This is a genomic window from Halorubrum persicum (assembly GCF_002727125.1).
Classification (GTDB): Archaea; Halobacteriota; Halobacteria; order Halobacteriales; family Haloferacaceae; genus Halorubrum; species Halorubrum persicum.
This window is the reverse complement of the sequence record NZ_NHOA01000021.1, coordinates 1-12961: the sequence shown is the minus strand read 5'-3', so window position 1 is coordinate 12961 and position 12961 is coordinate 1. Positions and strand designations below refer to the sequence as shown.

The 12961-nt window shown below is 71.3% G+C and carries 15 protein-coding genes, 1 tRNA gene and 2 pseudogenes; 8 read left to right on the top strand and 10 right to left on the bottom strand.

Translation table 11 applies throughout. The features are described 5' to 3' along the window. Nucleotides 1–8: 8 nt before the first annotated feature. A pseudogene (locus DJ69_RS03580) lies at nucleotides 9–266 on the bottom strand (universal stress protein); the annotation flags it as partial. Nucleotides 267–401: 135 nt separating this feature from the next. Here DJ69_RS03580 and DJ69_RS03575 point away from each other — a divergent pair. From DJ69_RS03575 to DJ69_RS03560, 4 genes are read left to right on the top strand one after another with little or no spacing between them, the layout of a single operon-like run. Beyond that, a complete protein-coding gene (locus DJ69_RS03575) occupies nucleotides 402–1646 on the top strand; it encodes an HD domain-containing protein (protein ID WP_099254337.1) in 1245 nt (414 codons plus the stop codon). Between the two features lie 57 nt (nucleotides 1647–1703). Beyond that, a complete protein-coding gene (locus tag DJ69_RS03570) occupies nucleotides 1704–2768 on the top strand; it encodes an amidohydrolase family protein (RefSeq protein WP_099254336.1) in 1065 nt (354 codons plus the stop codon). A 49-nt stretch (nucleotides 2769–2817) separates the two neighbouring features. Further along, nucleotides 2818–3273 carry a hypothetical protein gene (locus DJ69_RS03565; protein ID WP_099254335.1) on the top strand — a complete coding sequence of 152 codons (456 nt, stop codon included), beginning with the start codon at nucleotides 2818–2820 and terminating at the stop codon, nucleotides 3271–3273. Between the two features lie 58 nt (nucleotides 3274–3331). Continuing rightward, complete coding sequence (locus DJ69_RS03560; protein WP_099254334.1) at nucleotides 3332–3958, top strand: thymidine kinase; 627 nt, start codon at nucleotides 3332–3334, stop codon at nucleotides 3956–3958. Between the two features lie 33 nt (nucleotides 3959–3991). Here DJ69_RS03560 and DJ69_RS19000 read toward each other — a convergent pair. From DJ69_RS19000 to DJ69_RS03540, 4 genes and pseudogenes are all read right to left on the bottom strand, one after another. Continuing rightward, a pseudogene (locus DJ69_RS19000) lies at nucleotides 3992–5171 on the bottom strand (response regulator). Between the two features lie 71 nt (nucleotides 5172–5242). Further along, a complete protein-coding gene (locus DJ69_RS03550; protein WP_099254333.1) occupies nucleotides 5243–5515 on the bottom strand; it encodes a hypothetical protein in 273 nt (90 codons plus the stop codon). A gap of 75 nt (nucleotides 5516–5590) precedes the next feature. Further along, complete coding sequence (locus DJ69_RS03545) at nucleotides 5591–6100, bottom strand: transcriptional regulator FilR1 domain-containing protein (RefSeq protein WP_099254332.1); 510 nt, start codon at nucleotides 6098–6100, stop codon at nucleotides 5591–5593. Then, nucleotides 6093–6761, bottom strand: a complete 669-nt coding sequence (locus tag DJ69_RS03540; RefSeq protein WP_099254331.1) for a class I SAM-dependent methyltransferase — start codon at nucleotides 6759–6761, stop codon at nucleotides 6093–6095. Before DJ69_RS03540 ends, DJ69_RS03545 begins: the two co-directional genes overlap by 8 nt. Before the next feature lie 59 nt (nucleotides 6762–6820). Here DJ69_RS03540 and DJ69_RS03535 point away from each other — a divergent pair, with 59 nt between their 5' ends. Then, nucleotides 6821–7348: a CinA family protein gene (locus tag DJ69_RS03535; protein ID WP_099254330.1), complete on the top strand. Its 528-nt coding sequence runs from the start codon at nucleotides 6821–6823 to the stop codon at nucleotides 7346–7348. 43 nt (nucleotides 7349–7391) lie between these two features. On the opposite strand, the gene DJ69_RS03530 is transcribed toward DJ69_RS03535, so the two are convergent. The 4 genes from DJ69_RS03530 to DJ69_RS03515 form a co-directional block, all read right to left on the bottom strand. Further along, nucleotides 7392–7595 (bottom strand): hypothetical protein, encoded by a 204-nt coding sequence (locus DJ69_RS03530; RefSeq protein ID WP_099254329.1) that lies wholly within the window; start codon nucleotides 7593–7595, stop codon nucleotides 7392–7394. 119 nt (nucleotides 7596–7714) lie between these two features. Continuing rightward, a tRNA-Thr gene (locus DJ69_RS03525) sits at nucleotides 7715–7788 on the bottom strand. Between the two features lie 91 nt (nucleotides 7789–7879). After that, nucleotides 7880–8428, bottom strand: a complete 549-nt coding sequence (locus DJ69_RS03520) for a GNAT family N-acetyltransferase (RefSeq protein ID WP_099254328.1) — start codon at nucleotides 8426–8428, stop codon at nucleotides 7880–7882. 101 nt (nucleotides 8429–8529) lie between these two features. After that, a complete protein-coding gene (locus tag DJ69_RS03515) occupies nucleotides 8530–9144 on the bottom strand; it encodes a CBS domain-containing protein (protein ID WP_099254327.1) in 615 nt (204 codons plus the stop codon). A gap of 202 nt (nucleotides 9145–9346) precedes the next feature. Between DJ69_RS03515 and udk the strand changes: the two genes are divergently transcribed. Then, nucleotides 9347–10042: a uridine kinase gene (gene udk, locus DJ69_RS03510; protein ID WP_099254326.1), complete on the top strand. Its 696-nt coding sequence runs from the start codon at nucleotides 9347–9349 to the stop codon at nucleotides 10040–10042. A gap of 66 nt (nucleotides 10043–10108) precedes the next feature. Beyond that, nucleotides 10109–10504 (top strand): hypothetical protein, encoded by a 396-nt coding sequence (locus DJ69_RS03505; RefSeq protein WP_099254325.1) that lies wholly within the window; start codon nucleotides 10109–10111, stop codon nucleotides 10502–10504. A gap of 22 nt (nucleotides 10505–10526) precedes the next feature. On the opposite strand, the gene DJ69_RS03500 is transcribed toward DJ69_RS03505, so the two are convergent. Then, nucleotides 10527–11924: a DEAD/DEAH box helicase family protein gene (locus DJ69_RS03500; protein ID WP_099254324.1), complete on the bottom strand. Its 1398-nt coding sequence runs from the start codon at nucleotides 11922–11924 to the stop codon at nucleotides 10527–10529. A 49-nt stretch (nucleotides 11925–11973) separates the two neighbouring features. On the opposite strand from DJ69_RS03500, the gene DJ69_RS03495 reads away from it, so the two are divergent. Continuing rightward, complete coding sequence (locus tag DJ69_RS03495) at nucleotides 11974–12957, top strand: alpha/beta hydrolase (protein WP_099254323.1); 984 nt, start codon at nucleotides 11974–11976, stop codon at nucleotides 12955–12957. The last annotated feature ends 4 nt before the right edge of the window (nucleotides 12958–12961 follow it).

Sequence of the window (12961 nt, the reverse complement as noted above, 5' to 3'; positions counted from 1 at the left end):
GTCCACTACGAGGCGAGCAGCTCGTCCGCGGGGTCGCCGCTCGCCTCGTAGTGGACGCAGCTGACCCCGGCCTCTTCGAGCGCCTCGCGGGCCCGTCGCACGGCCGAGATCTGGTGGACAGAGGCCCCCTCGGGATTGTCTTGGAAGACGTGGCACAGGTGGGCCGTCACCGAGCCCTCCTCGGCGGGGAGGTTCGCGACCGCCTCGGCCTGCGCGACCGCTCGGCTGTCTTCCGTGTTATCGATCCCGATGAGTACATCGTACATGGTCGACCGTTTGCGCACCGGACGTATAAATCGTACCGAACGTTTCACATTCCGGTAACGTTCCGGCTTTCGGGGGTGGACGCCCTCATGCACCGACGCACGCCGCTTTTAACCCATGCCGACGAACGTCGGCGCATGATTACGGTCAAGGACACCGTCCACGACCACATCGAGATCGACGGTGTCGCCGCGGACCTCCTCGACACCCCCGCCGTTCAGCGCCTCCGCCACGTCAAACAGCTCGGCACGGTCCAACTCGTGTACCCCTCCGCGAACCACACCCGCTTCGAGCACTCGCTCGGCGTCTACCACCTCGCCAGCCGGGCGCTCGACCACCTCGGGATCGAGGGACTGCGCGCGGACCGGATCGAGGCCGCCGCCATGCTCCACGACGTGGGGCACGGCCCCTTCAGCCACAACTTGGAGTCGCTCACGCACCGCCGCACGGGGAAGTACCACGACGACGTCGACGAGCTGCTCGCGACCGGCGCGGTGGGCGAGACCCTCCGCGACCACGGCCTCGACCCCGATCGGATCGCCGGGCTCGTCGGCGGCGAGGGCCCCTACGGCGGGCTCGTCTCGGGCGAGCTCGACGTGGACCGGATGGATTACCTCGTGCGCGACGCCTACCACACCGGCGTCCCGTACGGCACCATCGACACCGAGCGGTTCGTCCGGGAGCTGACGTTCGTCGACGACGGGACGGGTGACGACGCGCTCGTGTTGGACGAGGGGAACGTCCAGACGGCCGAGAGCCTCCTGCTGGCGCGCGCGCTGATGAACCCGGTCGTCTACACCCACCACGTCGCGCGCATCTCGAAGGCGATGCTGCGGCGGGCCGCGAGCGACCTCCTCGACGCGACGCCGACGACCGCTGCGGAGCTTCGCCGGATGGACGACCACGACTTCCTCGCGGCGATCCGGAGCTGCCCGGAGACCGCGGAACTCTCGCGGCGCTACGACGAGCGCGACCTCTACAAGCTCGCCGTCTGGGCCGAGTACGACGACGTGCCCGCCCGCGTCCACGAGGCCGATCATGACGCCGAGACCGCGCTGGAACGCGAGATCGCCGAGTCGGCCGGCGTCGCCCGGCAACACGTGATCCTCGATGTCCCCCCCGAGCCGTCGATGCGGGAGTCGACTGCCCGCGTCACCGTCAACGGCGAGGTGCGCCGGTTAGAGCGCCAGTCGCCGCTCGTCTCCGCGCTCCGGACCGCCCAGCGCAACCAGTGGCGCCTCGGCGTCTACGCCCCTCGGCCCGCGACCGACCGCGTCGGGCGCGCCGCCGCGGACGTGCTCGGACTCGACCCCGACGGGCTCGTCGCGGAGGTGCGCGGCGCGATGCCGACGACGCTCGACGAGTTCCGCGACGGGGCGTGACCGCGCGGCTCGCACCCCTGTCGTGACCTTTTACTCCCGCGCCGGCGACTCGCGGGTATGCATCTCGAAGGGACCGTTCTGGTCGGTCCGGAGTTCGAGCCGGTCGAGGGGCGGGTCGTGGTCGCCGACGGCGAGATCGTCCGGGTCGAGGAGACGAGCGTCGACAGCGACGACGTGATCCTCCCGGCGTTCGTCAACGCCCACACCCACATCGGCGACTCCATCGCCAAGGAGGCCGGCGAGGGGCTCTCGCTCGACGAGCTGGTCGCCCCGCCGGACGGTCTCAAACACCGGCTCCTGCGGGAGGCGAGCCGCGAGGCGAAGGTCGCGGCGATGGCGCGGAGCCTCCGGTACATGGAGTCGACGGGGACCGGAACCGTCCTCGAGTTCCGGGAGGGCGGGGTCGAGGGCGTCGGCGCGCTCCGCGACGCCGTCGCGGGCGAGGGCGTGGAGTTCGGCGAGCGCGCGATCGAGCCGGTCGTGTTCGGCCGCGACGACACGGACGTGCTCTCCGTCGCCGAGGGGTACGGCGCCTCCGGCGCCCGCGACGCCGACTTCGACGCGGTGCGCTCGGAGGCCCGCGAGGCGGGCAAGCTGTTCGGCATTCACGCCGGCGAGCGGGACGCCGACGACATCAACGCCGCGATGGATCTGGACCCGGATTTCCTCGTTCACATGGTCCACGCCGAGGGGATCCACCTCGACCGGCTCGCAGACCGCGGCACCCCCGTCGTCGTCTGCCCGCGGTCGAACCTCGTGACGAACGTCGGCGTACCGCCGATCCGCGACCTCGCCGAGCGGACGACGGTCGCGCTCGGCACCGACAACGTCATGCTCGACTCGCCGTCGATGTTCCGCGAGATGGAGTTCGCCGCGAAGCTCTCCGATCTCCCGGCCAGAGAGATCCTGCGGATGGCGACGGTGAACGGCGCGTCGATCGCGGGGCTGAACCGGGGCGTCGTCGCGAAGGGCGCCGACGCCGACCTGCTGGTGCTCGACGGCGACTCCGACAACCTCGCCGGCGCGCACGACCTCGTCCGCGCGATCGTCAGGCGGGCCGGCGCGGCCGACGTGTCCCGGGTCGTGATCGGCGGCGACGCGGTCGGCTCGGCGGCCGACTGAGGTCGCGTGGTCGGGGGACTGAAGCCTCTCGCGGCCGTACGATCCGTCGATGGCCACGTTCTCGCCGCTGTTCGGGCTCGCGCTCGGCCCCGTCGTCGGACTGCTCGCGACGCTCGCGATGGACCGCGTCATGCCCCGGCTCCCGGAGGGGACGACCGCACCCCGCGTCGCCGCGGGAGTGCTCACCGATACCCCGGTCGACAGGGCGCCGGAGCGGCTGGCGACGTGGACCCACTACGTCGCCGGCGGCGGCGCCGGCCTCCTGTTCGTGGGACTCGTCTCGGCAGTCCAGGCGGCGCTCGGCGTCGGCACCGCCGTCGCGCTGGTCATCGCCGGCCCCGCGATGCTCGCGCTGATGGTGGGTTTCTTCGCGCTGATTCCGCTCCCCCGTGCGAGGGGGCTCCCCCGCCAGCGGCTCTCGACGATCCGGCGCGACTGGGCGCTCGCCGCCGCGACGTACGTCTTCGCCGCGTCCCTGCTCGTCGCGGTCGCGGGCGGGGTCTGACCCCGGCGAGCGGGCCGGGAGAGAAACGGTTTAGTCGCTGGCTCGTGCCCGTCAGAGCATGCACGCGATCACTCGATCCGGCTGGATCGAGGTCATTTCTGGCTCGATGTTTTCGGGGAAGACGGAGGAGTTGCTTCGGCGGCTCCGGCGGTCCGAGATCGCCGGCCAGTCCGTCGCGGTGTACAAGCCGGCCATCGACGACCGCTACGGCGAAACGTCGATCGGATCCCACAACGGGCGGCAGTGGGACGCGACCGTCGTCGACAACGAGGGCGACGGCCCGCTCGCGATCCTCGACGACGACCCGTACCCGGAGGTCGCCGCGATCGACGAGGCGAACTTCTTCTCGGACGCCCTCGTCGAGGTCTGTAACGTCCTCGCCGACAACGGGACCCGCGTCATCGTCTCCGGCACCGACCAGACGTTCCGCGGCGAGCCGTTCGAGCCGCTCCCGGAGCTGATGGCGACCGCGGAGTACGTCGATAAGCTGCAGGCGATCTGCTCGCAGTGCGGCGAGCCCGCCTCCCGGAACCAGCGGCTCATCGAGGGCGAGCCGGCCCACGTCGACGACCCGACGATCCTCGTCGGCGCCGAGGAGTCCTACGAGGCGCGGTGTCGCGACTGCCACGTGTTGCGGACCGGCGAGCGCTCGGGGGCCGAACGGGCGTACCTGACGGACGACTGACGGAGTCGCCTCCACGGCGACGGGACCGTCGTCCTACTCGCCCGTCGCGTCGCGGTAGGCCCACAGGTGTCCGTGCCCGCCCGGCAGGTCGACCGGTCGATACGTCTGGAGGAGCGCGCGACCGTCAGCGAGGGCGATCCGCTCGTCGTCGACGGGCCGTCGCGCGTCGATGATCGCTTCGATCCGGTCGACGAACGACTGGGGGTCCTCGAACAGCTCGCTCATCTCGACGGCGAACCGCGCGCAGTCGCGGCCGATCGCCGCCGACGGGTCCCCGTCGAGATCGAAGAGGCCGTACAGGTGGCGGTTGACGCGGAGGACCTGCCTGTCCGCGTCCTCGATGAGCACCCCGACCGGGAGCGTGTCGAGCACCGTCGACAGGACGGCGTTCGTGCGTTCCACCTCTCGCTTGCGGTCCGTCCGCTCGGTGACGTCTTCGAACTGCGAGAAGACGCGGATCACCTCGCCGTCGTCGTTGGTCACCACTTGGTTGTGCCACGCACAGCGGATCCGCTCGCCGTCCGCGCGCACGTTCTCGTTGATGCTCTGGTAGCCGCCCTTATCGGAGAGGAGCTGCCGCTCGACCTCCGCGACGTGGCGGTGGAGCCCTTCGGGGACGAACCGCACCCACGTCCCGCCGATCAGCTCCGACTCGGAGTAGCCGAGGATCTCCTCGGCGGCCGGATTCGCTCGAACGATCTGAAACGTCTCGTCGTACTCGATCGTTCCGAGCGGCGACTGCTGGATGAACCGCGAGAGCCGCTCTTGGCTCGCGGTCAGCGCCGCCCGTGAACGGGACTGATCGACCGCGTTCCGGACCCGATTCGCGAGCACCGTGTACTGATCGGTCCCCGAGCGCTTCTGGATGTAATCCGTGACGCCGGCGGAGATCGCCTCGCTCGCGATCTCCTCGCTCCCCTTCCCCGTGAACAGGATGAACGGGACCGTCGGATCCCGCTCTCGAATGCGATCGAGAAGGTCCAGCCCGTTCGGTTCCGGGCATCTCGTAGTCGCTGACGACGCAGTCGATCGACCCGGACTCGACGGCCTCGAGCGCGGCACCAACGTCGGTCTCCGATTGGACCTCGAACGCGCCGTCCATCCGTTCGAGATAGGTGGCGACCAGTTCGAGGAAGGCCGGCTCGTCGTCGACGTGTAATACTCGGACGGCCGAACCACATTCCCCGTGCGGGCGATGGGGCGGCTCCGACATTGCAACCTACTACCACGACATCGTGGAAATACGTTCGGGTCGGTGTGCGTTTTAGAGCGCCTATTAGTCAGTCAGGCGTCAGTTTCCGGATCGGCCGCAACCGCGGCTTCGTCCTCGGCACTCGCCTCGCCGTCCTCGGCGGTCGCGACACCGTACAGCCCGAAGAGCGCCGCGAGGACGATCAGCGCGCCCTCCGCGCGGGTGGCGACGTACACCCACTCGCGGGGCTCCGCCTCGCCCGCGTTCCGGTACACCGCCTTCGTCCACGCGCGTACGACGGTTCGCGGAAGGAGCGTTTGGACCAGTCCACCGATTCCGGCGACCAACAGCAGCAGGGCTTTCATACCTCTCCTTCGCGGGGTGCGTCCAAAAGCGATGCGGCGCGCGGTGACGCACGCGCAACTCGCGGCCGGCGCGCGTCACACCGGGTCGGCCGCCGAGAGGTAGCGCCGGCAGGTCGCGGCCGCCCACTCTCGGACGGGCGGCGCGTCCGACCACAGCAGCGCGGCGAGGCCCCGCTCGTCGAACAGCCCGACGACGGCGCGCTCGCCCACGAGGAACACGGCCACCGGGGAGTCGCCGTCGTGGCGGTACGCCTCGACCCCGTGCTCGGCGAGGACCGACCGGAGTAGGGGAGCGGAAGCCCCGGTGAGTCGGGCTTCGGCCCCGCCGGTGAGGACGAGTCGGAGCGTCCCGCTGGTGACTTCGCCGTCGTTCAGCAGCTGCCGCGCGAGGCCGGGATCGGCGCGAGGGACGACCCCGACGATGGACCCACCGGCGCCGGCGAGCGCCGGGAGTCGAGCCGCCGGCCCCGGGTCGTCGCCCCGCTCGGCGATCTCAGCGTCGTCGCGGAGCGCGTCGGCGTCGACGCCGGCCGCCTCCGCGACCAGCCTCCGGAGGGCCGCGCCGGGCGTGTCGGCGTTAGCCATCCGTTCGCTCCGCGCTCCGGTCGTCGCTCCGGTCGCCCTCCGCCAGCGGGTCGCCCTCGGCCGGACGCGGCGGGTACGTCTGCCGCCCGCCGCTCGATCGGCGTGCGAGGAGCCGGGCGGTCGCGCGGCGACGGTCGTCGGGGCGTTCCTCGGTCGTCTCGTCGTAGTACAGTACGGTCAGCCCGAGCCCGGCCCGCAGGAGTTCGTTGGCGGCGAACCGGTAGCGGTCGTTACCCGGACCCGAGGGCGTCGCGTCGGTCGACCGGAGGTGCCCCTCGACGAACAGGTACCCGCCGGGGGCGAGCGCCTCGGTCAGGTCGGCGAACCGGTCGAGCGCGTGGAAGAAGCTCATCGTGATCAGCTCGTACGCCTCGGGTGGGAACCCGTAGGTGGAGGCGTCGGCCTGAATCGTCTTGATCCGATCGGCGACCCCTCGCTCCGCGGCGCGCTCGCGGACGATGGAGAGCCCCTCTCGAGACGCGTCGAGGGCGTCGACGGCGTAGCCCGCCTCCGCGAGAGCGATCGCGTTGCGACCGGTGCCGGCGGCCACGTCGAGCGCGCGGCCGTCGGGGATCGCGGCCACGTACGAGCGCAACACGGCTGACGGCTCCGGCTCGCGGGGGTAGTCGCCGGATGCGAAGCGGTCGTCCCAGTCGGTCATGACGGCGATTGCGTCGCGGCGAGCGTAAACCCCACGGGCGTCGGGGTCACAACGGGAATATGGACGAGAGCGACGAGTCGGCGCCGATCGAGGTGACGCTCGGTGAGCTGTTGACCGAACGCGGAGAGAGCCTCGCGACCGCGGAGTCGCTGACGGGCGGGCTCGTCGGGTCGCGCGTGACCGACGCGCCGGGCGCGAGCGCCTACTTCGACCGCGGGTTCGTGACCTACGCGTACGACGCCAAACGCGAGATGCTCGGTGTGTCCCGCGAGTCGCTCGACGCGGAGGGCGCCGTGAGCGCGTCCGTCGCCGAGCAGATGGCGGCGGGCGCGCGCGACCGCGCCAACACGACGTGGGCGGTCGCCACGACGGGGATCGCGGGACCGAACGGCGGGACGGCGGAGAAGCCGGTGGGACTCACGTACGTCGGCGTGGCCCACGCGGCGCCGTGGGGGACCGAAGAGTCGTTCGTCCGCACGGAGCGCGTCGTCCTCAGCGGCGACCGCGCCGCGGTGAAGCGGAAGGCGGTCGACACCGCGCTGGACGCGCTCGTTCGGACGATCCGCGAAGTCAACGACGAGGAGTGAGGCGACTGCGCCGGCGCTTCGGCCGGGCGATCGCGCCGCTCGCTCAGTCGATGTACGTGTGTCCGACGACCGCGACGAGGAGCGCGGCGACGACGATCCACGCCAACGGCTCGACGGCGAGCAGCCGGATCGGCCGGGCCGCGGATTCGTCGAAGCCGAACAGTGCTCCCGCCGACAGCGCCCCCGCCAACACGAGCGCGGCGACGACGCCGGAAACGCCGAGGAGTAGGGCGTCGGTCCGGTCCATACCGCAGATCCGCGAGGGACGTACATAAACGGATCTCCGGTCTGCATCGCTCTCCCGGTTCGGATCGCTCACCGGCTCACATGCTCCCCGCTTTTTGCGACACGTCGTTGCGGCGAAAAAGCCAGGGCAGGGATTTGAACCCCGGAAGTCTCGATTACAAGTCGAGTGCATGAACCGCCCATGCTCCCCTGGCGCAGGCTGGCGTACTCGGTCCTCCTATGAGTGCGTGTCGCTTTCCGCGAAGGTGACGGACCGTCCGGCACCGCCGCGCCGCCGGGCCGCGGTCAGTCGGGTTCGCTGTCGTCGTTCCCCTCCGCGTCACCACCGATCTCGTCGCCGGCCGTCAGCGATTTCGTCAGCTCGACGCGGTGCGGCTCGTACCCCCGTTCCGCGTAGAACTCGCGGGCGCGGTCGTTCGCCGCGAGCGCCTCCAGCGCGACGGTCTCGGCGCCCGCTTCGCGGAGCGCTCGCTCGGCGGCGTCGAGCAGGTCGCCGCCGATCCCCTCGCCTCGGCGTTCGGGGACGACGAACAGGTTGCTCACGACGCCGCGGGTGCGGTCGCGTTCGTAGCCGCCGTGATCGAGCGCGAACCCGACGAACCCGAGCGGGTCGCCGCCCGCCTCGCCGTCCTCGCCGCCGCCGCGCGCGACGAGGAGCTCACCGGTGACCGCCGAGCGCGCGACCCACTCGCGGACCGCGGCGCGGTTTCCCTCCGCGAGCAGCGTCGACCCGTGGGTCCGCTGGCTCTCCGCGAGCGCGATCCACAGGTCGGTGACCGGGTCGATGTCGGCGGCGGCGGCTGGCGTGACGCGCACGCTGTCGCTGTCGGCCATTCGTTCGACCTTCGGCACGCTGGGCGTTTGAGCCTACCGGCGGGGCGGCGGGCGGCGCGGAATCGGCGAGAGAACAGACGGTGAAACAGAGCGGTGTCGCGTCACACCTCGCGGCACTCCGGGCAGACCGCCTGTCCGTTCGCGCTCACGAGGTCGGGGACGAGCGCCCCGCAGCTCTCGCAGACGCCCTGCGTCGGCGAGCCGGACGCGTCGGTCGACGCGGCCTCGACGGCGCGGTCGACGCCGCCGTCCGCCCCCGCCATCGCGGCGTCACCGCGCCGGGGCTCTCCGGTCGCTTCCTCGTCGCTGAGGGGATCTCGGACCCCGTCGCCGCTCCGGGGCGCGCCGGCGGCGAGCACGTCGCCCGCGGTGACGACGCCGACCGCCTCGTCGTTTTCGACGACGACGACGCGTTCGGCTCCCTCGGCGACGAGCCGCTCCTCGACGGCGGCGAGCGCGTCGTCGGGCGCCACCGCCGGGAGCGGCGGCCCCATGACCGACCCGACCGTGGGGTCGTCGGCGAGCCCTTCGTCCAAGAGCGATCCGAGGGCCTCCTGCCAGCCCAGCCGACCGACCGGCTCGCCGCCCCGGAGGACGACGAGGCAGTTCGTCCCCTCGTCGACCAGCAGCGCCGCCGCGTCGCGCAACGAATCCGACTCGCTCACCCCGAGGAACTCGCGGTGCATCACGTCTCGAACTGTGGTATTTGTTCGCATGAGCCGTGATTCCGTAGCGAACGGCTAAAAGGTGCCCCCGATATCGTTATACGTATTCCTCGCGTAGAGTGCCGATCGGTCCGGAAAACGCGGGAGGCGCCGAGGAGCGCGGACCGCTCGCCGGGGGCAGGCGGCTCGCGATCGCACAGGCTGACGGCGACGAAAAGGAGGCTTCAAACCCTCCGGCGCCCGAGCGGGTGGTATGACCATTCCCTCGTTCGTGATCGGGATCGCGGGGGGGACCGGTGCGGGAAAGACGACCGTTTCCCGGCTCGTCACCCGCGATCTCGGCGACAGCGTCACCCGCATCCCGCTGGACAACTACTACGAGGACCTCTCGCATCTCGACTTCGAAGAGCGTCAGTCGGTCAACTACGACCACCCCTCCGCGTTCGAGTGGGAACTGCTCCGAGCGCACCTCGAAGCCCTGTTAGAGGGGCAGTCGGTGGAGATGCCCCAGTACGACTTCGAGATCCACAACCGGAAGGAGGAGCGCGTCACCGTCGAGCCGACGGACGTCATCGTGCTCGAAGGGATCCTCGCGCTGTACGACGAGGAGATAAACGAGATGATGGATCTCCGGCTGTTCGTCGAGACCGACGCCGACGTGCGCATCCTCCGGCGGATCCGCCGGGACGTGATCGACCGCGGTCGCGACCTGGAGGGCGTCATCGATCAGTACCTCTCGACGGTGAAGCCGATGCACGAGCAGTTCATCGAGCCCTCGAAGAAACACGCAGACCTGATCATTCCGGAGGGCGCGAACAGCGTCGCCGTCAACCTCTTAGAGGAGAAGCTTCGCGCCGAGGTCGACGGCGACGCCGTTCGGAGCTGGGAGCGCGGGAGCTTAGAGGAGGAGCTCGGCGAGAAGCGCTCGCTCGACATGGACGACGACTGACGCCGCGTTTCTCACAGCGATAGAACCGAAGGTACGGCTAACTGGCCTCGGCGCGTCTTTTCGGCCATGCTCCGAGCGATCATCGGCCTCCTCGGCGGACTCACCGCGCTGGCCCCGGAGCGGATGGTCGTCGCGTTCGAGCGTCTCGCCGTCGACAACCCGGACGAGGTCGAACCGAGACCGGGGATCGCCGCGGCGCTTCGGGCCGAAGGCGCGGCCATCGTCGCGATATCCCTGATCGGCGGTCGCGCCTACGCGTGGACCATGTACGTCACCGGGGCGTTCGGTGCCCTGCTCCTCGCCGTCCCCCGAGCGTACCGCGAAATCGCGGTGCGGGTCCTCTACGACGACCCGGACGCGGTTGCGTGGAGCGGCGGGTTCGATTCCGTCCTCCGGCTCGTCGGCGCGCTGTATCTGCTGGTGGGGATCCGTGAGTTTCGGCGCGGGCGGAATTCGGAGTGACTCGGCCGGCCGCCGTCGCCCGTTACCGCCGTCGGCTCGCCACCCGTTCCTCCGCGGTCTCCGCGCTGACGACCTCGTAGAGGATCGCCCGGCCGTCGTCCTCCTTCGGACGGAGCACCCGCCCGAGCCGCTGGGTGAACTCCCGCTCGCTGCCCGACCCCGAGAGCACGACCGCGACGTTGGCGTCTGGCACGTCGACGCCCTCGTCGAGGACGTTGGCGGCGACGACCCGGCCGTACGTCCCCTCGCGGAAGCGCTCCAGAATCTCGCGGCGCTCCTTCGCGCCCGTCTCGGCGGTGATCGCCGGCAACAGGAACCGCTCGGAGAGCCGGTAGACGAGGTCGGTGTGGGCGGTGAAGACGATCACCCGGTCGTCGCGGTGGCGGTCGAGGATCGATTCGAGGCGGGCGACCTTCCGACGCGCGTTCATCATGATCTCGCGGGCGTCCTGCTTCGCGAGGAGGGCCTCGCGGGCGGCCGGGTCGTTGCCCGAGCGCTTGACGAGCTCCCGGTAATCGCTCCCGCTCGTGAACGTGATCCCGGCGTCCCGGACGTACTCGACGAACGTGCCCTGCTTCTCGTCGTAGCGCTCGCGCTCGTCGGGCGTCAACTCCACCTCTATCCGGCGGATGTCGTACGGGGCGAGGTGGTCGCCGGCGAGGTCGTCCACGTCGAGCGCGTACACGCGGTCCCCGATCAGCTCCGCGACGGTCTCGTGGGCGCCGTCGGGGCGCTCGAAGGTGGCGGTGAGCCCGAGCCGCGCCGGCGCCGCGAGCAGGCGCGCCACGTCGCGGTACCCCTCGCCGCCGAGGTGGTGAACCTCGTCGAAGACGACGAACTCGAAGGCGTCGCCGACGTCTTCGGCTTTCAGGTACGCCGAGTCGTACGTCGACACCGTGATCGCCTCCCGGCGCTGCTCGCCGCCGCCGAACCGCCCGATCGGCACGTCGAACTCGGCCTCAAGCTCCCGCTGCCACTGGTCGAGCAGGTCGACGGTGGGCACCACGACGAGCGTCGGCACGCCCAGTTCCACCATCGCGCGGATCGCGATCACGGTCTTGCCGGCCCCGGTCGGCAGTTCGAGCACGCCCCGATCGCCGGCGTCGCGCCACGCGTCGAGCGCCTCGCGCTGGTACTCCCGGAGGTCGTAGTCGGTCGCGAGCCCCCCGTCGAGCCCCGCGGCCTCAGCGGCCCGGTCGCTCGCGTCCAGCACGCGGTCCTCGACGGTCGCCCCGGCGACGGCCAGGGCCCGGCGGATCGCGGCGTAGCGGTAGGCCGGCGCGCGCCCCGTCCCGGACCGCGGATCGCTCTCGACGCCCGGAAGCGGCGGGAGCGACGCGAAGGCGTCGCCGTCGGGGTCGTCGCCGCCGCGGGCGGCGACCCGGATCGTCCCGTCCTCGTAGGTCAGCCGGACGTCCATCGGCGGACGTTGCCGACCGACTTACAAAGGGGCACCGCCTGCGTCCGCCATGCGCGCGGACGAACTCGACCCCGAGATCGCCGCCGTCGTGGACGAGATCGCGGCCCTCGGACTCCCCGAGTGGCACGAACTCTCAGTCGACGCGGCGAGGCGCGTCGAGGACGAGGTGTTCTCCGGCGACCCCGAGCCACCCGTCGCCGACGTGCGGGACCTCGCGTTCGACGGCCCCCACGGAGAGGTGCCGGTGCGGGTGTACCGACCGGAGGCGGCGATCGACGAATCGACGCCGCCGACCCGGACCCTCGTCCACTTCCACGGCGGCGGGTGGACCCTCGGCACGCTCGACGCGATCGACGGGCCGTGTCGCGAACTGGCGACGCGCGCGGACGCCGTCGTCGTCTCCGTCGACTACCGGCTCGCCCCCGAGCAACCCTTCCCCGTGGCGGTCGACGAGGCGGCCGCGGCCGTCGCGTGGGGCGCGCGAAACGCGGCGACGTTCGGCGGAGACCCGGAGCGGCTCGGGGTCTCCGGGACCAGCGCCGGCGGGACGCTCGCGCTCGCGGCGGCGCTGCACGCTCGCGAGTTCGGAGGCGACTCCGCCGGGGAGGAGCCCGATGGGACCGACTCCCCCGCGATCGCCGGGCAGTTCCTCCTGTACCCGATCGCGGGTCGCGACTTCGAGACCGACTCGTACCGCGAGAACGCCGACGGGCCCCTCCTCACCCGCGCGGATATGCGGTGGTTCTTCGACCAGTACCTCCGGAGCCCGGTCGACGCGCGCAACCCCTTCGCCGTGCCGCTCCGCGCCGCCGACCTCGGCGCCCTCCCGCCCGCGACGGTCGTCACCGCCGGCTTCGACCCCCTCCGCGACGACGGCGTCGCCCTCGCGGAGCGGTTCGACCGCGAGGGGACACCGGTCGAACACCGGCACTACCCGGCGATGGCGCACGGGTTCTGTAGCCTCGCCGACCGCGTCGACGCCGCGGAGGCGGCGCTGTCGGCGGTCGCCGGCGACGTGCGGGAGCGGCTCTGAGAGG